The following is a 21,772-nucleotide window of genomic DNA, read 5'->3' as shown; positions in this document are numbered from 1 at the left end:
CGGGCAACCGTCCAAGCTTGCGCGGCTGGGCCGGACTGCGGAGCGGGGTTGACCGCGCGCCCTGCGCAGCCCATCCGTGCGGCCCGCACGCGCTGCGGACTTCGCGCCGTCCATCGCGAGGGGCACCGCCGTTGGCCGTCCCCTACGGCAGCGCGCGCGCCAACATCGCCGACAGGTCCATGCCGGCCGGCAGCGTCCCGAACACCAGCCCATGCTCCCCTTCCAGCCGGCTGCGCACGAACGCTTCAGCCATCGGACTGCGCGCCCGCAGCAGCAGCGCGGCCTGCAACAGCAGCGCAGTGCGCTCGCAGAACAGCCGCGCCTGCGACTCATCCGGCGCCGGCGCCGCTGCCCAACGCTGCAAAGCCGCTGCGTAGCGCGCATCACGATCGGCCACCGCCGCCAGCTCAGCGCGCACCGCCGCCAGCGCCTCCGGTTCGCGGGCCAATGCCCGCAGCACGTCCAGGCACTGGATGTTGCCGCTTCCTTCCCAGATCGAGTTCAACGGTGCCTGCCGGTACAGCCGCGGCAGCATCGATTCCTCCACATAGCCTGCACCGCCGAGGCATTCCTGCGCTTCATTGACGAACGCCGGCGCGCGCTTGCACAGCCAGTACTTGCCCAGCGCGGTTCCCACCCGTGCCAACGCAGCTTCGTTGGCATCCACGCCGGCGCGATCCACCGCACGTGCGATGCGCATCGACAGCACCGTGGCCGCTTCCGATTCCAGTGCCAGGTCGGCCAGCACATTGGCCATCAACGGGTGCTCGACCAGCAGCCTGCCGAACGTACGGCGATGGCGTGCGTGGTGCAACGCCTGCGCCAACGCCATGCGCATTTCCGCCGCCGCCCCCAGCATGCAATCCAGGCGGGTCATCATCACCATGCCGATGATGGTGGCCACGCCGCGCCCTTCCTCGCCCACGCGCCAAGCCTGCGCGCCACAGAACTCGACTTCGCTGGAGGCATTGGCCCAATCGCCGAGCTTGTCCTTCAGCCGCATCAGCCGGAACGCATTGCGGTCACCATCGGCCAGCCGGCGCGGCATCAGCAGGCAGGTCAATCCTCCCGGCGCCTGCGCCAGCACCAGGAAACCATCGCACATCGGTGCGGAAAAGAACCACTTGTGGCCGACCAGGCGATAGCGCTCGCCATCGATCGGTTCGGCGCGCGTGCTGTTGGCGCGCACATCCGAGCCTCCCTGCTTCTCGGTCATGCCCATGCCCAGGGTGATGCCGGCCTTGTCCGCCACCGGCACATCGCGCGGGTCATAGACCGGCGCTGCGGCCTTGCGTGCCCACTCGGCCAGGTGCGGCTGTGTGTGCAGCACCGCTACTGCCGCATGGGTCATCGTCAACGGGCAACTGGTGCCGGCCTCGGCCTGGTGGTGCAGGTAGCTCAACACCGCACGCGCGACATGTGCGCCAGGTTGCGGCTCGTGCCAGGACAATCCGGCGACACCGTGCGATTTGGCCGTCCCCATCAACTGGTGATAGGCCGGATGGAACTCCACCGTATCGATGCGGTGGCCCTGTGCATCATGCGTACGCAGGCGAGGCCGATCGCGATTGGCATCGAAGCCGAGCCGGTACAGCTCGTCACCCGCCAGCGCACCATATACCGCCAGTCGCGGCGCGAAGCTGCCAGCACCTTCGCGCTGCACCGCCTCCATCAGCGCCACGTCATCGGTCCACAGCTGGCGCCCCGCGAACGGCGGCGGCTGGTTCAACACCACGTGGGTCTCGAAGGGGGCATTCATCGCATTGCCTGCTGTGGTCATCGGCGCATCCTGCACGAAGAGGTGATGACCGATTCTGCCGCAGGCCGCGACGATGCCGTGTTCAGCCGCCGCGGGCCAATGCCACCGGCATCAGGTTGAAATCAACGTCGGCACCGGCCACCGGCAGTTCCTGCAGCATCTGCGCTGCACATCGGCGGATATAGCTGTGGTGCTCATCGGCGGCATGGCTGATCAGGCTGCCGACATGGAACTCGAACACATCCCCCAGTACGTCGGGCTGGTCCTCGTGCAGCATCCGCAGCAGGCCCCGCAGCTTGCAGATTTCCGATTCCAGCTCCTCGACCGCGAACAACATGGCGTCCTCCTCTTCAACTTCAGCGGCTCATCCGGGCCGCAGCAGGCGGCGACGGCAGGGCCGCCCGGGGCCATGCGCGATGTTGATCACGGAAAGGAAAACGGGCGACGCGGCTGTCGCGTGCTCCCCTCTTGTCGCATATCCGCAGTGAGGCAAGCGTTAATTCACGTGACGGCGTGCTTCATGCCGTTGCCACCGCCGCGATCGCACGAGGTGGTTCGGCCGCAGTGGCCAGCGCGTTGATGAAGGCCGGATCCAGCGTGAGCGAGCCGAACCAGCCATGCTGGGTACCACTGAGCACGCGCAGCATGTGGCCACGCCCGCCTGGCAGGCGCCCCATCGGGCCCAGCAGCACATCGCGCGCCTTCGCCCAGGCATCGCGGTCGGACTGGAACAGCGGCGTCAGCCAACGGCTCCAGCGCTGGTAAACCGCAACGTGTGCCCTGCGTTGCGCCTGGTAGGCCTGCAATGCAGCGGCACCACCGCCATGCGCGCGCACGGCATCGCGCAGCGCCAGCGCATCGAGCAGCGCCATGTTCACGCCCTGCCCCAGCTGCGGGCTCATCGCATGTGCGGCATCACCGGCCAGCACCATGCGGCCGTGATGCCAGCGCGTCATCACGGCGTCGCGGTAGACAGCACGCGCCAGCTGGCCGGCATCACGCAGATGCGCAAAACGTGCACTGGCCTGTGGCCACAGCGCGTGCAGCTCGTCCAGCCAGGGCGACATGCCATCGGCCTGCCAGCGCTCGAAGTCGGCGCGTGGAAGGCTCCAGAAGAAGCTCAGGCGCGGCGTGTCATCACCGGGCCGCGTACCGACCGGCAGCAGGCCGATCATCTTGCGCGCGGCCACGTAGCGCTGCCGCAGCTCCTGCAGGTGCGGCCAGTCTTCGGCCGGCAACAGGCACCACAGCGCGCCCCACGGATACACGCGGTCCAGCCCGGCACCGCCTTCGATCGTACCGCGCAGCATCGACGCCGCACCATCGGCGGCCACCACCAGGTCGAACGGACCGTGCATGCGCCCTTCGCTGTCACGCAGGCGGCCCTGCCCGGCATCCACCGCGGCGATGGAAACGCCGGCATGCAGCTGGCCCGCGCCTGCACGCGCTTCGTCCAGCAACGAGAACAACGCCCCACGCTGCATGCCGAGGCCGTGCAGGCGCGCATCCAGGCCGTCATAGCGCATGTCCATCACCGCACGTTCGCACGGCGTATCGCCATACAGGCGGTGCACCGGCGCGGCATGCGCGCGCACGTCATCGAGCAGGCCCATCTGCCACAGCACCTGCAGGCCGCTGGGTTGCAGCAGGAAGCCCGCCCCGACCGGCCCCGGCGTGGGCACCCGTTCGAAGATCTCCACCTCGTGGCCATCACGGGTGAGCAGGATGGCCAATGCCTGGCCAGCAGTGCCGTAGCCGATCACGGCGATGCGCAGTCGTTCCTTCATGGGCGCATTGTGCCCGAGCGTAAATCCGGATGACCACCTGGAATGCTGCCCACGGCGCCGCAATACCCGTCGCGGCGCAAAAAAAAACCCCGCCGGAGCGGGGTTTTCAACGCACTGTCGAGTGGATCACTCGGCCGGCGTGATGTTCGAAGCCTGGGCACCCTTCGGGCCCTGGGTCACGTCATAGGTGACACGCTGGCCTTCCTGCAGGCTGCGGAAGCCCTTGGAGTTGATGGCGGAGAAGTGCGCGAACACGTCGGCGCTGCCATCCTCCGGCGAGATGAAGCCAAATCCCTTGGCGTCGTTGAACCACTTGACGGTACCGTTCGGCATGGTGATGCGAGACCTTATGCAATGAATGGGTGGTGTACGCTGAACCCGCGCACAAGCTGAGTATGCAAAGCTTGCTCGGGGAAGACAATCACCCCCGCGCCAATTCGCCCACCAGTTCCGGAAGTCCGTTGCTGGCCGCCTGCACATTGGCCAGCACTTCGGCCATCGTAATCTCCTCGCCATCACCGCAGCCGGCGGCCCAGTTGGCGATGATCGCCAGGCAGGCGTAATCCAGCCCCAGCTCCCGCGCCAGTGCGGCTTCCGGCATGCCGGTCATGCCCACCAGATCGCAACCGTCGCGGCGCATGCGGGCGATTTCGGCAATGGTTTCCAGGCGCGGGCCCTGCGTTGCGCCATAGCAACCACCGTCATGGACCGTGACACCGGTCACTTTGGCTGCTGCCAGGATCTTGCTGCGCAGCATCGGCGTGTACGGATGGCCGAAATCCACGTGGACCACGTCGGTGCCTTCTTCTTCACAGATCGTGCTGATGCGGCCCCAGGTGTAGTCGATGATCTGGTCCGGGCAGGCCAGCACGCGCGGACCGAAGTTCTCGGTGATGCCACCCACCGTGTTCAGCGCCAGCACCCGCTGCGCGCCCAGCTGCTGCAGCGCGGCCAGGTTGGCGCGGTAGTTGATCTTGTGCGGCGGCAGCGAATGCCCCTCGCCGTGCCGCGCCAGGAATGCCACGCGATGGCCGAGCAGCGTGCCCACGCGCACCGGGCCGGACGGGCGGCCGAAGCGGGTGTCGATCTCGTGCGTCTGCACGTCGTCAAGCTTGGCCAGGTTGTAGACACCGGTACCGCCGATCACGGCCAGGGCGATCTGTTGCATTCGAAGCACTCCATGAAAAGACGAACGCCGGCACCCGAGGATGCCGGCGATGGAAGAAGACGCGCCGCAGGCGGCTGCGCCGTTATTCCTTCATTGCGTAGATGGCCGGCACGCAGCGCAGGGTCTCGTTGACATCCATGCCGAAGCCGAACACGTAGCGGTCCGGCAGCTCGATGCCGGCGTAATCGGCGGTGACGTCCGGCAGTGCACGGTCATGCTTCTTCACGGTCATCGCCGCGATGCGCACATCGGTCGCGCCCTGCTCCAGGCACCAGGTGCGCACGCCCTGCAGGGTGTAGCCCTCGTCGAGGATGTCGTCGACCAGCAGCACGCGACGGCCGAACAGCGAGGTGGCCGGCTTGTGCTTCCAGACCAGGTCGCCACCGGTGGTTTCGCCACGGTAGCGGGTGGCGTGCAGGTAATCGAACTGCACGTCCTGGCCGCGCGCGCCCAGTTCCAACGCCAGCTGGCCGGCGAACGGCAGGGCGCCATGCATGATCGACAGGAACAACGGCACCTCGCCCTTGTAATCGCGCGCGATGGCGTCGGCGATACCAGCGATGGCCTTGTCGATGGTGGGGCGGTCGACCAGCAGGTCAGCCTGGGCCAGGGCCTGGGAAATGGTGAGGTTGGGCATCAGACGGTTCTTCCAAGGGTTTCAAGCAGACGGGATTGGGTGTCGCCATGGCGGGCGTCGGCCAGCAGGCCGTCCCAGCCGAGCGCGCCGCGGCCAAGCAGGCCCAGCAGCGCAGCAGTATTGAGGGGGCGTCCCTGCACGGCGTGCAGGGCTTCATCGACCAGTTCCGGGTGGCAGACCAGCACGACGTCGCAGCCGGCATCCAGGTGCGCGTGCACGCGCGCGGACACACCGCCGGCACTGTGCGAGGCGGCCATGCCGATGTCGTCGGAGAACACCACACCCCGGAAGCCCAGCTCACCACGCAGGATGTCCTGGATCCAGCGTGGCGAGTAGCCGGCGGGCTCCGGTGCCACCTGCGGGTAGATCACGTGCGCCATCATCACCGCGTCGGCACCGGCGGCGATGCCGGCCTGGAACGGCACCAGGTCCTGCGCGCGCAGCTCGTCCAGCGCACGCGGATCGATCGCGGTATCGACGTGGGTATCTTCCAGCACGGTGCCGTGGCCGGGGAAATGCTTGAGCGTGGCGGCCATGCCGACCGCGTGCATGCCGCGCACGTAGGCGGCGGTGAATGCGGCCACCACCTGCGGGTCTTCACTGAAGGCACGGTTGCCGATGGCGCGGTTGCCGCGGCCAAGATCAACCACCGGCGCGAAGCTGAGATCCAGGCCGCTGGCGCGGACTTCACTGGCCATCAGCCAGGCGTGCTGCTCGGCCAGGGCCAGGGCCTGCTGCGGATCGGTGGCGTACAGCGCACCGATGTCCTGCAGCGGCGGCAGCTCGCTGTAGCCCTCACGGAAGCGCTGCACACGGCCGCCTTCCTGGTCCACGCAGATCAGCTGCGGGCGCGGGGCAGCGGCACGGATCGCCGCACTCAGATCGGTCACCTGCTGGCGCGAAGCGAAGTTGCGCTTGAACAGCACCACTCCGGCCACGGCGTCGTGCTGCAGCCAGTCACGTTCCTGGGCGGTCAGTTCGGTGCCGGCAACGCCGATCAGCAACATGGTCGATCTCCACAACGCGCGCCCGCATGGCGCAGTGCCGCATTGTCGCAGAACCGGCCGACAGGCGCAGTGGTCGCGAAAAGGGGACGGAGGGGATTAAGTCGTTTCCGGCACTTGTGGGCCGATTGCGCCTTAATCCCCTCCGTCCCCTTTTCGAGGGGGCTCAGACCTTGCAGCCGTCCGCGCCGCAGGCCTCGTCACCGGCCGACGAGGCCGAGGGCGCGCCCTGTTCGGCGGCGATCTGGCGCAGGGCGTTGGCGAATGCCTCGGGCGGCTGCGCCCCGGAAATGGCCCAGCGGCCGTCGATGACGAAGGTCGGTACCGAGGAAATGCCCAGCGCATGGGCCTGCGCCAGCTTGGCTTCGACCTCGGCCAGACCGCGGTCGGAGGCCAGCATCTGCGCGATTTCGCCACCGTCCAGGCCGCCAGCCACGCCAGCCTTCACCAGCACGGCGGTGTCGGCCAGGTTCTGGCCAAGCTCGAAGTGGGCGCGGAACAGTGCTTCACCCACCGCCTCCTGCACACCGTGCTCACCGGCCAGCCACAGCACCCGATGGGCCGGCAGCGTGGTCACCCGCACCTGGCCCTGACTGAAATCCATCGGCAGGCCCTCGGCCCGCGCCGTGGTCTGGGTCTGGCCGAGGATCTGCTCGGTGCGCTCGACGCCACCGAACTTCCGCACATACGCCTCGCGCAGCGGCACCGGGGTGTCGTCCGCGTCCGGATCCAGCTGGAACGGCTGCCAGTGGATATCGAGTTCAGGCGCATTGGCGCCCAGCAACTGCACACCCTGCTGGAAGCGATGCTTGCCGATCCAGCACCAGGGGCAGACCACGTCGGAGTAGATGTCGATTCTCATCCCCACGACATGGGGCCCACCTCCCTCGAAAAAAGGGGACGGATGGGATTAAGTCGTTTCCCGCACAGGTGGGGCAAATACGACTTAATCCCCTCCGTCCCCTTTTTGGGGGTTCACCACTGTGAATAGGGGTGGCTGGCCAGTGCGACGTTGTAGTAGCGCGCGTCGTCGGTTACTTCGGTACCCGCCCAGTCGGGCAGGTCGATCGCCTGATCGGCACTCTCCAGCTCGACCTCGGCCACCACCAGGCCGGCGTTGTCGCCCAGGAACTCGTCCACCTCCCAGGTCAGGCCGGCGTGCTCGACCAGATGGCGGCGCTTGTCGATCAGGCCCCCCACGCACAACGCCAGCAGCGCGCGCGCGTCCTCCACCGGGATCGGGTAGTCGAACTCCTGGCGGGTATGGCCGATGGTGCGCGACTTCAGGTTCAGCGCGGCGTGGTCACCTTCGATGCGCACGCGCACCGAGGCGTTCTGGGTGCCGCGATCGAGCGCGCCCATATCGTTGATGTAGCCCTGCGCCATCGGGATCACCCGGTGCGCGGCGGTGCGCCAGCCATCGTTGCTGACGAGGAATTTGCGTTCGATTTCAATGCCCATCGCGCCATTATGCGCGATGGGTGATGACAACCCGTCAGCGCTTCTCGAACACCGCGATGCTTTCCACATGCGCGGTGTGCGGGAACATGTCCATGGCACCCGCGCTGACCAGGGTAAAGCCCTGTTCGTTGACCAGGTAGCCGGCATCGCGCGCCAGCGAGCCCGGGTGGCAGCTGACGTAGACAATGCGCTTGAACTGCTTCAGCGGCAGCTGCTGCAGCACTTCGATCGCGCCCGAGCGCGGCGGGTCCAGCAGCAGCTTGTCAAAGCCCTGGCGCATCCACGGGGTGCTGCGCTGGTCCTGGGTCAGGTCGGCACTGAAGAACTGCGCGTTGGCCAGGCCGTTGCGCTCGGCGTTCTCACGCGCACGCGCCACCAGGCCGGCATCGCCTTCCACACCGACCACCTCACGCACGCGGCGGGCCAGCGGCAGGGTGAAGTTGCCCAGGCCACAGAACAGGTCCAGCACGCGCTCGTCCTCAGCCGGTTCCAGCAGGTCCAGGGCGTGAGCGATCATCTTCTCGTTGAGCTTGGCGTTGACCTGGATGAAGTCCAGCGGGCGGAACGCCAGCTCGACATCCCACGGCGCCAGCCGGAACGACAGCGCCACGCCCTGCCCGTCCAGCGGCTGCACGGTGTCTACGCCGCCGGACTGCAGGTAGATCACGAAACCATGCTGCTGGCCGAAGGCCGCCCAGGCCACTCGGTCGGCATCGCTGAGCGGCTGCAGGTGGCGCACGGTCAGGACCACGGCCTGGTCACCGGCGATGAATTCGATCTGCGGGATGTCACGCTTGCCATCGAGCGATTCGATGAAGGTGGACAGTGCCTCGACCTTGGTGCCGATCTCCGGGATCACGGTCAGGCACTGGCCCAGATCGGCGACGAAGCGCGGATCCTGTTCACGGAAACCGACCAGGGTCTTGTCCTTCTTTTCCACCCGGCGCACCGAGAAGCGGCCCTTGCGGCGGTAGCCCCAGCTCTCACCGACCAGCGGCGCCAGCACGGTACCCGGCTTCACATGGCCGATCCGCTCCAGGTTGTCCATCAGCACGCGCTGCTTGGCGACGATCTGCTGGTCCTCGTCCAGATGCTGCAGCACGCAGCCGGCGCAGGTACCAAAATGCGGGCACTTGGGGGTCACGCGCTGCGGCGAGGCCTGCAGCACCTCCAAGGTGCGTGCCTCGTCGAAATGGCGGCTGCGGGCAGTCTGTTCAGCCATCACCACCTCGCCAGGCAGGGCGCCGCTGACGAAGGTGACCTTGCCGCCCTCGCCTTCACGGCGGGCGACACCGCGACCATCATGGCTGAGGTCGAGGATCTCGGTCTGGAATGGGGTACGGTCGGTGCGGGAGCGGGATCGGGCCACGTGGCAACAGGCTGCGGGCAAAAATGGGGGCGTATTGTGGCAGATCCTGACCGACGGGGCCCGGACCCGCTTGCGCCCGTGGCCGCCGTGCTTGATGATTGGGGCAGCTGACATGGAGGCAGCCCTGATGCAGATGACCCCGCGGGCCGCACGGCCCCGCTTCCTGCTTGTCGAGGACGACATCATCAGCCGCGGTTTTTTCAAGGCGGCGTTGGAAACGTTACCGGCGGATGTGGATACCGCAGATTCACTGGCCAGTGCCCTGGCCAGCGCCGAACCCGGCGCGCATGATCTATGGCTGATCGACGTCAACCTGCCGGACGGCAATGGCGCGCAGCTGCTGCGTGAGCTGCGCCGTTCACATCCCGACACGCCGGCGCTGGCACATACCGCCGACGGCGATACCTCCATCCATGCCCGCCTGCGCGAAGCCGGCTTCAGCGACACCCTGGTCAAGCCCCTGGGCCGCGACCAGCTGCTGAAGGCGGTGCGCCGGGCACTGGTCAACAGCCCGGCGGGAATCTTCGTGGCACAGGCCCCGGCCGCGGTCGAACTGGCCGTGCAGGACTGGGACGAGACCGCAGCCCTGGCCGCGCTCAATGGCCAGCGCAACCACCTGATCGCCCTGCGCGAGCTGTTTCTGGCCGAGTTGCCGGGCGTGCGCGACGCGGTCGAGCAGGCGGTGGACCAGCATGACGAGCGCCAGCTTCGCAGCCAGCTGCACCGCTTGCAGGCCAGCTGTGGCTTCGTGGGGGCCGCACGATTGGGTCGGGCGGTGCGCCAGCTGCATCATGCACCCGAGTCCGGGCAGGCCCAGGATGGGTTCCGCGCCGCGGTGGCTGCGCTGCTGCATTGAGGGTTGTTCGGCAGGGCTGCGCCCTGCACCTGCAGATGCTTCAAGCCAGAGCAGCATCAAAGGCCAGAGCCAGAGCGGCTCTGGCCTTCTGCTTGTTGGGTGGACCGGTGACGGCTGGTAGATCCACGCCATGCGTGGATGAATCTCTGTCAGATATAGAAATTCAAACTGGGGTCAGATCCGTTTTCCTGCGGAAAACGGATCTGACCCCGTGCCGTTCCGACAGCTCGCGGAAAACTGTTGAAGGCGGGCCTCAACCGGCCCCACCCCGCCATCCCACGGAATGCCGGCTTCTGCTGTTGCTCTTGCGATTGACGTTGATTCGGCAGGTGCAGGGCTGCAAGCCCTGCCGAACACCCCTACCTGCGGGGCGCGAGCTGCTCGAGCATTTCCCAGGACTTCAGGCCGCGCGGCCCCAGGTGATGGGCCAGCACCCGTCGCATCGGCAGGCGCAGGCTGGCCAGATCGGCCGCTCCGGGCTCTTCGTCGGCGGCCAGGGCCAGCAGCGCTGATCCGGTGGCCGCTGCCCGGCGTTCCCCGCCGCGCTCGCTCAGCAGGCGCTGCGCGCCCTCCTGCGGATCCAGTTCGTAACGCGCCGCCGGGTCGATCGGCTGGCCATCACTGGCACTGTCCAGCTCGAAGCCCAGCCCCAGCGCGGACAGCAGTTCGCGTTCGAAACGGCGCAGGGTCCAGGCCAGGCCCGCGCCCACCGCCAGCCGTGCCCGCGCCTCGCCATAGGCGAGATACAGCTCCGGCAGCGGGTCCTGGCGCGGGGCCAGGCGCAGGGTCAGTTCACTCAGGTAGAAGCCGGCGAGCATCGCCTGGCCGACCAGGCGTGGCGCGGCATCCAGTGCCTCGGCGCCACGTAGCTGGGCCAGTTCACCCCGCTGCTGGGCGCTGAAGCGGATCCACTGCAACGGCTGCAGGGCGGCGCGCAGCACCTGGCCCTTGGCGGTGGACACGCCACGCGCAAGCAGGCCGATACGGCCATGCTGCGCGCTCAACACTTCGACCAGCAGGCTGGTCTCACGGTAGGCCCGTGCGTGCAGCACGAAGCCGGTGTCGTCCTCGATCATCATCGAAGCGACGGCAACTGCTTACTCGTAACCGAAGGCCTTCAGCGCGGCCTCGTCGTCGGACCAGCCTTCGCGCACGCGCACCCAGGTCTCCAGGAACACCTTGGCCCCGAACAGACGTTCCATCTGCAGGCGGGACTTGGCACCGATCTCCTTCAGGCGGGCGCCGCCCTTGCCGATCACAATGGCCTTCTGGCCTTCGCGCTCGACCCAGATCACCGCACCGATGCGCAGCAGGTTGCCGTCCTCGGTGAAGCGCTCGATCTCGACGGTGGTGGCATACGGCAGTTCCTCGCCGAGCTGGCGCATCAGCTGCTCGCGCACCAGTTCACCGGCCAGGAAACGCTGGCTGCGGTCGGTGATCTCGTCCTCGCCGAACATCGGCGGGGCTTCCGGCAGCAGCTTCAGCACGTCGCGCACCAGCGCTTCCAGGCCGTTGCGCTTCTGCGCGGAGATCGGATGCACGGCGGCGAAGTCGCGGCCCTCGGTCACCTGCTGCAGGAACGGCAGCAGCGCGCCCTTTTCCTTCAGGCGATCGATCTTGTTGACCACCAGCACCACCGGGATGCCGGCGTCGCGCAGCACATTGAACGCCAGGCTGTCCTCTTCATCCCAGCGGCCGGCTTCGATCACCAGCAGGCCGGCATCGACGCCTTCCAGCGAGCCGCGCGCGGCGCGGTTCATCACCCGGTTCATCGCCCGCTTCTGCACCTTGTGCAGGCCGGGCGTGTCGACCAGCACCAGCTGGCCTTCCGGATAGGTGGCGATGCCCAGCAGGCGATGACGCGTGGTCTGCGGACGGTTGGAGACGATGCTGACCTTGGCGCCGACCAGGGCGTTGGTCAGGGTCGACTTGCCCACGTTCGGGCGGCCGATGACGGCCAGGCTGCCGCAATGATGGGGAGTTTGTTCGCTCACTTGGAATCCAGTTGTTCTAGGACGGTCGCAGCCGCCTGTTGTTCGGCAAGCCGCCGCGAAGGGCCTTCGCCCTCGGTGCTGGCGGCCGGGTCAGCTACGTTGCAGCGTACCCGGAAATGTTTGGCGTGGTCGTCACCGGATTCTGACACCAGTTCGTACTGCGGCAACGCCTTCTGTCGGGCCTGCAGCCATTCCTGCAGGCGGGTCTTGGGGTCCTTCTCGGGCCGTCCGGTGGCCGGCAATGCTTCCATCGAGGCGCTGAACCAGGGCAGCACCACCTCTCGGCAGGCCTCGAACCCCACATCCAGGTAGATCGCGGCCACCACGGCTTCCAATGCGTCGGCTAGGATCGAATCCCGGCGATGGCCGCCGGACTTCATCTCGCCTGGCCCCAGCGTCAGGCGCTCCCCCAGTTGCAGGGTGCGCGCAATCACGGCCAGCGCACCTTCGCGCACCAGCTCGGCGCGGGCACGGGTCAACGCGCCCTCGTCGGTTTTGGGCCAGCGCTGGTACAGCGCCTCGGCCACCATCATGTTGACGATGCTGTCGCCCAGGAACTCCAGGCGCTCGTTGTGCGGCGCGCCGGCACTGCGATGGGTCAGCGCCTGCTTGAGCAGCGCCGGGTCGCGGAAGGAATGACCGATCAGGTCACCACGTTGGAAAGGTTTATTCGGCACCGCTTCGGGTCAGGTCCTGGGATGAATCGAATTTGCCAACCACATCAAGGTTGCCGACCAGCGGACGGCGCACTTCGTAGTTGACCTTGAGGGTCCAGCCATTGTCGCGACGATCGAACTTCACGTTGGCCGGCTTCACGTTTTCCGAGTAGTTGATGTACAGGCGCTTGAAGAACAGATCCTGGATCCGGGCCGGCTCCATGCTGCCCACACCCGGCTCTTTGGCCAGGCTCTTCATCGCCGAGCGCACCGCGTAATACTCCTGGTACATCGGGAACAGCTTCATGCCGATGTAAAGGAAGAAACCGACCACGATCAGGACCGCCAGGAACGAGGTCAGGGTCATGCCACGCTGCGTGTTCATCGTCTTCATTGCGTTCTCCCCAGATACGCGTTGGATGTGAAGGTACTCAGTTGATGCCCGGTCAGTTGATGCTCGAGCCGATCCGCGACGGCTCGAAGCCATCCTTGCAGAACCAGCCCTGGCAGTTCAGCCAGATCAGGAAGGCCTTGCCGCGCAGGTTTTCTTCCGGCAGCAGGCCCCAGAATCGGCCATCGTCGCTGTTGTCACGGTTGTCGCCCATCACCAGGTACTTGCCGGCCGGCACGGTCCACTGGCCCTGGCCACGCGGATAGTCGGTCTCCAGCACGGTGTGGGTGCGGCCCGGCAGGTGCTCGACCAGCAGGTTGGCACCCTCGCCCTGGCCCTTGTGGCCGGCGTAGATGCCCTTGTTGTCGTACTTCAGCGGTTCGCCATTGAGGATCACGCCGTCGCCTTCGAAGACCACGGTGTCACCCGGCACGCCGATCACGCGCTTGATGAAATTCTCGCCCTTGGCCGGGTCGTTGTCGCTGTGGCCGGGGAAGTGGAACACCACCACGTCGCCGCGCGACGGCTCGCCGAACGGCACGATCTTGGTGTTGCTGATCGGCAGGCGCAGGCCGTAGGAGAACTTGTTGACCAGGATGAAATCGCCGATCAGCAGGTTCGGCATCATCGAGCTGGACGGGATCTTGTACGGCTCGGCGATGAAACTGCGCACGATCAGCACGATTGCCAGCACCGGGAAGAACGCACGCGAGTAGTCCACCAGCACCGGCTCGGAATCGAGCAGGCCCGCGCGCTGGGCGCGACGCTTGGCGAGATACAGCTTGTCCGCGAGCAGGATCAGGCCCGAGGCCAGGGTCAGCACGACCAGGAGGATCTCAAACAGTTTCATTCAGGGTCCTTTGCAACGTCACCGGACGACCGGCCCCGCGGGGCCGGTGCGGGCTTACTTGTTGTCCATCTGCAGAACGGCCAGGAACGCTTCCTGCGGAATCTCCACGCGGCCGACCTGCTTCATGCGCTTCTTGCCTTCCTTCTGCTTTTCCAGAAGCTTCTTCTTGCGCGAAACGTCGCCACCATAGCACTTGGCCAGCACGTTCTTGCGCATCGCCTTGACCGTGGTACGGGCGATGATCTGCGAACCGACAGCGGCCTGGATGGCCACGTCGAACATCTGGCGCGGGATCAGGTCCTTCATCTTCTCGCACAGCTCGCGGCCGCGACGATCGGCATGGCTGCGGTGCACGATCAGCGACAGTGCGTCGACCTTGTCACCGTTGATCAGCACGTCGACGCGCACGAACGGGCCCGCGTCGAAGCGCACGAAGTGGTAGTCCAGCGAGGCATAGCCACGGCTGACCGACTTCAGCTTGTCGAAGAAGTCCAGCACCACCTCGGCCATCGGCAGCTCGTAGCTGATCTGCACCTGGCTGCCGAGGTAGTTGATGCCGATCTGGCTGCCGCGCTTTTCTTCGCACAGCTTGATGATGTTGCCGATGTACTCCTCGGGGGTGAGCACGTTGGCACGGATGATCGGCTCGCGGATCTCCTCGACCTGGTTCACCGCCGGCAGCTTGGCCGGGTTGTCCATGTTGATGATCGAGCCATCGGTCTTCAGGACCTCATACACCACCGTCGGCGCGGTGCTGATCAGGTCCAGGTTGTACTCGCGCTCCAGGCGCTCCTGCACGATTTCCATGTGCAGCATGCCGAGGAAGCCGCAGCGGAAGCCGAAGCCCATCGCTTCGGAGCTTTCCGGCTCGAAACGCAGCGCGGCATCGTTCAGGCGCAGCTTGTCCAGCGCTTCGCGCAGGTCCGGGTAGTCCTCGGCGTCGACCGGGAACAGGCCGGCGAACACGCGCGGCTGCATTTCCTGGAAGCCCGGCAGCGGCTTCGGTGCCGGATCGCCGGCCAGGGTGAGGGTGTCGCCGACCGGCGCACCGTGCACGTCCTTGATGCTGGCGGTGACCCAGCCCACTTCACCGGCACGCAGCGCCGGCAGCACCTTGCGCTTCGGGGTGAACACGCCGACGTTGTCGACCTGGTGATTGCGGCCGGTCGACATCACCTGCAGCTTGTCACCGGCCTTGATCTCGCCCTGCATCACGCGCACCAGCGAGACCACGCCCAGGTAGTTGTCGAACCAGGAGTCGATGATCAGCGCCTGCAGCTTGTCGGTGTCGCGCGGCACCGGCGGCGGGATGCGATGGACGATCGCTTCCAGCACGTCCTGCACGTTGAGGCCGGTCTTGGCACTGACCGGCACGGCGTCGGCGGCGTCGATGCCGATCACGGCCTCGATCTCGGCCTTGGCGCGCTCAATGTCAGCGGTGGGCAGGTCGATCTTGTTGATCACCGGCACCACTTCCAGGCCCTGCTCCACCGCGGTGTAACAGTTGGCCACCGACTGCGCTTCCACGCCCTGGGCCGCGTCGACCACCAGCAGCGCGCCTTCGCAGGCGGCCAGCGAGCGGCTGACTTCATAGGAGAAGTCGACGTGGCCGGGGGTGTCGATGAAGTTCAGGTGGTAGGTCTGCCCGTCCTTGGCCAGGTACGGCAGTGACACCGACTGCGCCTTGATCGTGATGCCACGCTCGCGCTCGATCGGATTGGAGTCGAGCACCTGCGCTTCCATCTCACGGGCCTGCAGGCCACCGCAGAGCTGGATGATGCGGTCGGCCAGCGTGGACTTGCCGTGGTCGACATGGGCGATGATGGAGAAGTTGCGGATGTTCCGCATCGAATCAGAAGACATAGGTGGCGGCGGCGCGCGGCGTCGTCAGGGTAACGGTCGATTATCGCATGCCCGGCGCCCGGCCGCGAAAACTGCCTCATCGGACCGTCCCTGAACGGCTGAAGCCCCGCCGAGGCGGGGCTTCAGGGGAAAAGCAGGAGCCGCCGGAGCGGCCCCGGCAGGCCTTACTGGCCGGCCTTGACCGCCACGAAGGCGCTGTTGCCGTTGGCCGTGCGGACCAGCAGCATCACCACATCGTCCTTTTTGAAGCTGGACAGCGCCCGGTTCAGGGCATCGACACTGCCGACCGCAACGCGGCCGACCTGCAGGATCACCATGCCCGGCGACAGGCCGGCATCACGCGCCGCCTGGCCCTTGACCCCGGTGATGCGCACGCCTTCGTTGCCATTGAGCCCGAACTGCTTGCGCTGGGCCGCGTTCAGGTCGCTGACGTCCAGCCCCAGCAGGGCATTGGCACCCGTCTGCGGAGCCGCCTCGGCGCCGCCGGCCGACGGCCCGCGGGCATTGGCCTGCCCGTCTTCGCTCAATGCGGTCAGCGTGGCACTGAGGTTGTGCGGCTTGCCGTCGCGGTACACCACCAGGTTCACCTTGCTGCCCGGTGCCATCGCACCGATCAGCGGCGGCAGGTCGGACCAGCTGTTGACCGCGCTGCCGTTGACCGAGCGGATGACATCGCCCACCTGCACGCCGGCCTTGGCGGCCGCACTGCCGGCTACGATCTGGTTGACCAGTGCGCCACGGCTGTCCGGCAGGCCCAGGCCCTGCGCCTTCAGCGAATCGATCGGCTCGACCACGGCGCCGAGCTGACCGCGGGTGACCTTGCCGCTCTTCTTGATCTGCTCGACCGCGCTCATCGCCAGGTCGATCGGGATCGCGAAGCTGATGCCCATGTAGCCGCCGGAGGCGGAGAAGATCTGCGAGTTGATACCGACCACTTCGCCACGGGTGTTCAGCAGCGGGCCGCCGGAATTGCCCTGGTTGATCGCTACGTCGGTCTGGATGAACGGCACGTAGCGCTGATCGGCGCCACCGGTACTGCGGCCCAGCGCGCTGACGATGCCGGCCGTGACCGAGTGGTCGAGGCCGAACGGCGAGCCGATCGCGACAACCCACTGGCCCGGCTTCAGGGTGTTGGAGTCACCCACGCGCACGGTCGGCAGGTTCTTGCCGTCGATCTTCAGCAGGGCGACGTCGTACTGCTGGTCACTGCCCACCACCTTGGCGGTGAACTCGCGGCTGTCGCCCAGCTTGACCTTCACGTCGCTGGCGTCGGCCACCACGTGGTAGTTGGTCAGCACATAGCCATCGGGCGAGATGATGAAGCCCGAGCCCATGCCACGCCCCTTGATGCTGGGGCCGCCGTCCTGCCCACCCGGTCCCTGCCCCGGCATCGGGAAGTCCGGCCCGAAGAAGCGGCGGAAGAACTCCGGCATGTCGTCGTCGCCCATCGGGCCGCGCGAGGCCTGGCGGTTGTTGCGGACGATCGTGGTATCGACGTTGACCACGCCCGGGCCGACCTGTTCGACCAGGTTGGTGAAGTCGGGCAGGCCACTGACCAGCGGCTGCGCGGGCGCCCGCGGCGCCGCAGCCGGCGCAGGCTGGGTCTGGGCGGCAGGCGCCGGAGCCTGGGCGCAGGCCACCAGGGGAAGGGTCAGGGCCAGCAGGCCAATGGCCTGCGTGCGGAGTCGGGGAGTCATCGGACGGCAACCTCCGGGTCGGGTGGAAAGAGAAATACGGGCCCCGCCGACGGCGGGGCGTGAAGGCACCCGGCTCAGTCGCGCGGGCGCGGCGGCACCGGCAGGTCGTCCTGCAGGCGCGGCTCGAACGGGTAGAACGCGGCGCCACCGGCGTGGGCCGGGAAGCTGGCATTGAGCGCGCCACCTGCGGCGGGCGCCAGGCTGGAGCGCGGCCACGGCCGGGCCTGCAGCCCGCCGACCTCACCGAACGGCAGGTTGCGGTTGGCGTTGGCCGGCACGGTCGGGGTCAACGGTGCCTGCGCGGCAGCGATGGCGCGCTGCGGGGTATCGTCGCGCTGGGCGGCACGCGCGGCCTGCTGGCTGCGCGTGGCGCTGGCACGGCGGGCGTCCTGGCGACGGTTGGCTGCGGCCATCGCCACTGCCGGCACACCGGCCACCGCCATCGCGGCGGTGTCCACCGAGGCTTCGGTCACCGGGGCTGGCTGGGACGGCGCCGGCGGCAGTTCCGCCTGGCTGGCGATCACCTGCGGTGCCAGTGGTTCGCCGGGCGTGGCCTCCTTCAGCTTCTCGCCGCCGATGAACAGTGCCACCGCAGCAACCGATGCGGCCAGGGCAGCGCCGCCGCCCCAGGCCCGCCAAGCACTGCGACGCACCTGGCGGCGGGGTTCGGGCTGCGGCGTCGGCTCGGCCGCAATGGCAGCAGCCACGGCAGCGCTGAAGCCGGCCGGTGCCAACGCCGGGGCCTGCCCACGCATCACGTCGCCCAGCAGCTGCCAGCGCTCCTGGCAGCCGGCCAGCTCGGGGTCGTGCTCCATCCGGCGCAGCAGGAAGCGCGCTTCATCGGCGCCCAGTTCGCCATCGACCAGGGCCGACAGCTGCTCGCGATGGCGCTGGTCCAGGCGCTGCCCGGCGGGCGATTGATGGTTCTGCGATTCATTGAACGGGTTACTGGTCATACGCGGCTCTTCTCACGGGTGGCGCTGCCGATGTCCAACAGCGGCCGGAGTTCGGTGTCGATCGCCTCGCGCGCCCGGAAGATCCGTGAACGCACGGTGCCGATCGGGCACCCCATCTTCTGCGCGATATCCTCGTAGCTCAGGCCTTCCACCTCGCGCAGGGTGATCGCCGACCGGAGTTCTTCCGGCAGCGCGTTGACGGCCTTCATGACCGTCTGTTCCAGCTCCTGGCGCATCAATTCGCGCTCGGGCGTGTCGGTGTCCCGCAAGCGGGTACCGCTGTCGAACTGCTCGGCGTCGCCGATGTCGATGTCATCGGTCGGCGGACGTCGATTGTGTGAAGCCAGGTAGTTTTTGGCGGTATTCACGGCGATTCGATGCAACCAGGTTGAGAACTGGGCATCGCCACGGAAACTTCCGATCGCGCGGTAGGCACGGATGAAAGTGTCCTGGGCGACGTCCTGACATTCGCTCCAGTCGGCGATGTAGCGACCGACCAGGGCCACGACCCGATGCTGGTACTTGCGCACCAGGACATCGAACGCGGCACTCTCGCCGTGCTGCACGCGCCGGACCAGCTCCAGGTCCAGCTCCTGAGGTGTATCAACATCGGCCATGAGGGGCCGCACTCCTGTCAGCCCAACCGACGTCGGGCAATGAGACTGCCAATCCCGGGAAAAGTTCAGTCGCCGATCACCCGGCGCCGCACCAGCTTTTAACCACCGTTCCGTTAGCGTCCCGGTCCACGGCCATGGATCCAGGGGCGCCACTCCCCTGCTATTGGGATTTGACGCGGGGGAAACAACCTCTGGATCATAGCCGCTTCACCATACACAACCGGATGGAACGTCCATGCTCTCAGGCTTCGATGGTCTCCGCTTCAGCCACTGGCACCCCGAGATCCGCGACGACGGCGTGGTGGTTCTCTCCCTGGATCGTCAGGACAGCAGCGTCAACGCGATGTCGCAGGACGTGCTGCTGGAACTGGGCGACCTGCTTGAGCGCATCGCCCTGGACCCGCCCAAGGGCGTGGTGATCCAGTCGCTGAAGAAGGCCGGCTTCATCGCCGGTGCCGACCTGAAGGAGTTCCAGGAATTCGACCGTCGCGGCACCGTCAACGACGCGATCCGGCGCGGCCAGGCCACCTATCAGAAGCTGGCCGAGCTGCCCTGCCCCACCGTGGCGGCGATCCACGGCCACTGCCTGGGCGGCGGTACCGAGCTGGCGCTGGCCTGCCGCTATCGCGTGGCCTCCAATGACAGCAGCACCCGCATCGGCCTGCCGGAAACCCAGCTGGGCATTTTCCCGGGCTGGGGCGGCAGCGCGCGCCTGCCGCAACTGGTGGGTGCCCCGGCGGCGATGGACATGATGCTGACCGGCCGTACCCTGTCGGCCTCGGCCGCGCGTGGCATCGGCCTGGTCGACAAGGTGGTGGCACCGGCGGTGGTGCTCGATACCGCCGTCGCCCTGGCCCTGTCCGGCACCACCCGCCCGTTCAAGCAGCGCGCGACGGCGTGGGCCACCAACACCTGGCTGGCACGCACGCTGCTGGCACCGCAGATGGTCAAGCAGGTCGCGCGCAAGGCCAAGAAGGACCAGTACCCGGCGCCGTACGCGCTGATCAGCACCTGGCAGCGCAGCGGCGGCAAGCCGATCCAGGCACGCCTGGACGCCGAGCGGCGTGCGGTGGTGAAGCTGGCCAGCACGCCGACCGCACGCAACCTGATCCGTATCTTCTTCCTCACCGAGCGCCTGAAGGGCCTGGGCGGCGGTGATTCCGGCATCCGCCACGTGCATGTGGTCGGTGCCGGCGTGATGGGCGGCGACATCGCCGCGTGGGCCGCCTACAAGGGCTTCGAGGTGACCCTGCAGGACCGCGAACAGCGCTTCATCGACCCGGCCATGGAACGCGCGCAGGCGCTGTTCGCCAAGAAGGTGCGCGACGAGAGCAAGCGCACCGCCGTGGCCGCGCGCCTGCGTGCCGACCTGGAAGGCAACGGCGTGGCCGAGGCCGACCTGGTGATCGAGGCGATCATCGAGAACCCGGAAGCCAAGCGTGCGCTCTACCAGACGCTGGAGCCGAAGATGAAGCTGGACGCGCTGCTGACCACCAACACCTCGTCGATTCCGTTGCTGGAGCTGCGTGACCACATCCAGCGCCCGGCGCAGTTCGCCGGCCTGCACTACTTCAACCCGGTCGCGCAGATGCCCTTGGTGGAGATCATCCATCACGACGGCATGGCACCGGAAACCGAGCGTCGCCTGGCCGCGTTCTGCAAGGCGCTGGGCAAGTTCCCGGTACCGGTGGCCGGCAGCCCCGGCTTCCTGGTCAACCGCGTGCTGTTCCCGTACATGCTGGAGGCAGCCACGGCATACGCCGAAGGCATCCCGGGCCCGGTGATCGACAAGGCTGCCGTGAAGTTCGGCATGCCGATGGGCCCGATCGAACTGATCGACACCGTCGGCCTGGACGTGGCCGCCGGCGTCGGCCGCGAACTGGCACCGTTCCTGGGCCTGCAGATTCCGGCTGCGCTGCAGACGGTGGAGCCGGACAAGCGCGGCAAGAAGGATGGCCAGGGCATCTACACCTGGGAAAACGGCAAGCCGAAGAAGCCGGACGTGGCCAGCGACTACCAGGCCCCGGCCGATCTGGAGGACCGCCTGATCCTGCCGCTGTTGAACGAAGCGGTGGCCTGCCTGCATGAGGGTGTGGTGGCCGATGCGGACCTGCTGGATGCCGGCGTGATCTTCGGTACCGGTTTCGCACCGTTCCGCGGTGGCCCGATCCAGCACATCCGCGCGGTCGGTGCCGATGTGATCGTCGAGCGCTTGAAGGCGCTGCAGCAGCGCCATGGCGACCGTTTCGCGCCGCGCCCGGGCTGGGACAACCCCGCCCTGCGCGAACCGGTGGTGTAAGAGGTTTCATCGGCCGGGCCTGCGGCCCGGCACCCGCAGAGGCAACAGCTACAGCAAAAGCCAGAGCCACAGCGGCTCTGGCTTTTCTGTTTGTTGGGCGGGGTGGGTTCGCGGGGGTGTCAGCCGCATGGATGCGGCTGCCAAGCCTCCAGGGGTGAGGGCGCTTTGCTTGCGAAGCACTGCTTCGCAAGCGCCCGAACGCACAGCCGCCAGCGGCTGGGCCGGACCGCGGAGCGGGGTTTACGGCGTGTCCTGCGCAACCCACCCGCCCGGCCAAGCGCGGCTTTTGATCTTGCTTCCGCCTTCAGCGACCAACCCACAGCCACGAGGGGCTGCGCCGTTGGCTGGAACAACCTGTTACCCCTACGGGGCATGTCCCCGTCACAGCCACATGCGATGCTGATCACC

At 67.3% G+C, this 21,772-nt stretch carries 21 protein-coding genes; 2 read left to right on the top strand and 19 right to left on the bottom strand.

The window, feature by feature from the left end; translation table 11 throughout:
- Positions 1 to 142 precede the first annotated feature (142 nt).
- From B9Y64_RS09370 to rlmD, 10 genes are all read right to left on the bottom strand, one after another.
- Entirely contained in the window at positions 143 to 1,780 is a 1,638-nt protein-coding gene (locus B9Y64_RS09370; RefSeq protein ID WP_100440443.1) for an acyl-CoA dehydrogenase family protein, read from the bottom strand.
- A gap of 61 nt (positions 1,781 to 1,841) precedes the next feature.
- Positions 1,842 to 2,096, bottom strand: a complete 255-nt coding sequence (locus B9Y64_RS09365; protein ID WP_100440442.1) for a hypothetical protein — start codon at positions 2,094 to 2,096, stop codon at positions 1,842 to 1,844.
- Positions 2,097 to 2,277: 181 nt separating this feature from the next.
- Complete coding sequence (locus tag B9Y64_RS09360; protein WP_100440441.1) at positions 2,278 to 3,546, bottom strand: FAD-dependent oxidoreductase; 1,269 nt, start codon at positions 3,544 to 3,546, stop codon at positions 2,278 to 2,280.
- A 126-nt stretch (positions 3,547 to 3,672) separates the two neighbouring features.
- Positions 3,673 to 3,879: a cold-shock protein gene (locus tag B9Y64_RS09355; protein WP_005410590.1), complete on the bottom strand. Its 207-nt coding sequence runs from the start codon at positions 3,877 to 3,879 to the stop codon at positions 3,673 to 3,675.
- An 88-nt stretch (positions 3,880 to 3,967) separates the two neighbouring features.
- Complete coding sequence (locus tag B9Y64_RS09350) at positions 3,968 to 4,714, bottom strand: S-methyl-5'-thioinosine phosphorylase (RefSeq protein WP_100440440.1); 747 nt, start codon at positions 4,712 to 4,714, stop codon at positions 3,968 to 3,970.
- A gap of 82 nt (positions 4,715 to 4,796) precedes the next feature.
- Complete coding sequence (locus B9Y64_RS09345; protein WP_005410592.1) at positions 4,797 to 5,351, bottom strand: hypoxanthine-guanine phosphoribosyltransferase; 555 nt, start codon at positions 5,349 to 5,351, stop codon at positions 4,797 to 4,799.
- Positions 5,351 to 6,358 (bottom strand): beta-N-acetylhexosaminidase, encoded by a 1,008-nt coding sequence (gene nagZ / locus B9Y64_RS09340; protein WP_100440439.1) that lies wholly within the window; start codon positions 6,356 to 6,358, stop codon positions 5,351 to 5,353. The genes B9Y64_RS09345 and nagZ overlap by 1 nt, the downstream gene beginning before the upstream one ends.
- Before the next feature lie 163 nt (positions 6,359 to 6,521).
- A complete protein-coding gene (locus B9Y64_RS09335) occupies positions 6,522 to 7,217 on the bottom strand; it encodes a DsbA family oxidoreductase (protein ID WP_100440438.1) in 696 nt (231 codons plus the stop codon).
- A 113-nt stretch (positions 7,218 to 7,330) separates the two neighbouring features.
- Positions 7,331 to 7,816 (bottom strand): CYTH domain-containing protein, encoded by a 486-nt coding sequence (locus B9Y64_RS09330; protein WP_100440437.1) that lies wholly within the window; start codon positions 7,814 to 7,816, stop codon positions 7,331 to 7,333.
- A gap of 34 nt (positions 7,817 to 7,850) precedes the next feature.
- A complete protein-coding gene (gene rlmD, locus B9Y64_RS09325) occupies positions 7,851 to 9,185 on the bottom strand; it encodes a 23S rRNA (uracil(1939)-C(5))-methyltransferase RlmD (RefSeq protein ID WP_100440436.1) in 1,335 nt (444 codons plus the stop codon).
- A 127-nt stretch (positions 9,186 to 9,312) separates the two neighbouring features.
- On the opposite strand from rlmD, the gene B9Y64_RS09320 reads away from it, so the two are divergent.
- Entirely contained in the window at positions 9,313 to 10,041 is a 729-nt protein-coding gene (locus tag B9Y64_RS09320; protein ID WP_014647994.1) for a response regulator, read from the top strand.
- Positions 10,042 to 10,400: 359 nt separating this feature from the next.
- Here B9Y64_RS09320 and recO read toward each other — a convergent pair whose 3' ends face one another.
- The 9 genes from recO to rpoE form a co-directional block, all read right to left on the bottom strand.
- Positions 10,401 to 11,120, bottom strand: a complete 720-nt coding sequence (recO, locus tag B9Y64_RS09315) for a DNA repair protein RecO (RefSeq protein ID WP_100440435.1) — start codon at positions 11,118 to 11,120, stop codon at positions 10,401 to 10,403.
- A gap of 18 nt (positions 11,121 to 11,138) precedes the next feature.
- On the bottom strand, positions 11,139 to 12,035 hold the full coding sequence (era, locus tag B9Y64_RS09310; RefSeq protein WP_100440434.1) for a GTPase Era: 897 nt from the start codon (positions 12,033 to 12,035) through the stop codon (positions 11,139 to 11,141).
- Positions 12,032 to 12,712, bottom strand: coding sequence for a ribonuclease III (rnc, locus tag B9Y64_RS09305; RefSeq protein ID WP_100440433.1), 681 nt, complete (start codon positions 12,710 to 12,712; stop codon positions 12,032 to 12,034). The genes era and rnc overlap by 4 nt, the downstream gene beginning before the upstream one ends.
- Positions 12,702 to 13,085 (bottom strand): DUF4845 domain-containing protein, encoded by a 384-nt coding sequence (locus tag B9Y64_RS09300; RefSeq protein ID WP_014038086.1) that lies wholly within the window; start codon positions 13,083 to 13,085, stop codon positions 12,702 to 12,704. Before B9Y64_RS09300 ends, rnc begins: the two co-directional genes overlap by 11 nt.
- Before the next feature lie 52 nt (positions 13,086 to 13,137).
- Entirely contained in the window at positions 13,138 to 13,932 is a 795-nt protein-coding gene (lepB, locus tag B9Y64_RS09295) for a signal peptidase I (protein ID WP_014038087.1), read from the bottom strand.
- 54 nt (positions 13,933 to 13,986) lie between these two features.
- On the bottom strand, positions 13,987 to 15,780 hold the full coding sequence (gene lepA, locus B9Y64_RS09290; RefSeq protein ID WP_162292372.1) for a translation elongation factor 4: 1,794 nt from the start codon (positions 15,778 to 15,780) through the stop codon (positions 13,987 to 13,989).
- Between the two features lie 179 nt (positions 15,781 to 15,959).
- The gene (locus B9Y64_RS09285; RefSeq protein ID WP_100440431.1) at positions 15,960 to 17,492 is read right to left on the bottom strand and encodes a DegQ family serine endoprotease; all 1,533 of its coding nucleotides are present in this window, start codon (positions 17,490 to 17,492) and stop codon (positions 15,960 to 15,962) included.
- Positions 17,493 to 17,566: 74 nt separating this feature from the next.
- Positions 17,567 to 18,448, bottom strand: coding sequence for a sigma-E factor negative regulatory protein (locus B9Y64_RS09280; protein ID WP_100440430.1), 882 nt, complete (start codon positions 18,446 to 18,448; stop codon positions 17,567 to 17,569).
- Positions 18,445 to 19,065 carry an RNA polymerase sigma factor RpoE gene (gene rpoE, locus B9Y64_RS09275; protein WP_014038091.1) on the bottom strand — a complete coding sequence of 207 codons (621 nt, stop codon included), beginning with the start codon at positions 19,063 to 19,065 and terminating at the stop codon, positions 18,445 to 18,447. Before rpoE ends, B9Y64_RS09280 begins: the two co-directional genes overlap by 4 nt.
- A gap of 235 nt (positions 19,066 to 19,300) precedes the next feature.
- Here rpoE and B9Y64_RS09270 point away from each other — a divergent pair, with 235 nt between their 5' ends.
- Positions 19,301 to 21,364, top strand: coding sequence for a 3-hydroxyacyl-CoA dehydrogenase NAD-binding domain-containing protein (locus B9Y64_RS09270; protein WP_100440429.1), 2,064 nt, complete (start codon positions 19,301 to 19,303; stop codon positions 21,362 to 21,364).
- The last annotated feature ends 408 nt before the right edge of the window (positions 21,365 to 21,772 follow it).

It is taken from the genome of Stenotrophomonas maltophilia (genome assembly GCF_002799245.1).
Lineage (GTDB): Bacteria > Pseudomonadota > Gammaproteobacteria > Xanthomonadales > Xanthomonadaceae > Stenotrophomonas > Stenotrophomonas maltophilia_S.
Note: the sequence above shows the minus strand (reverse complement) of the source record. Positions and strands in the feature narration are given on the sequence as shown.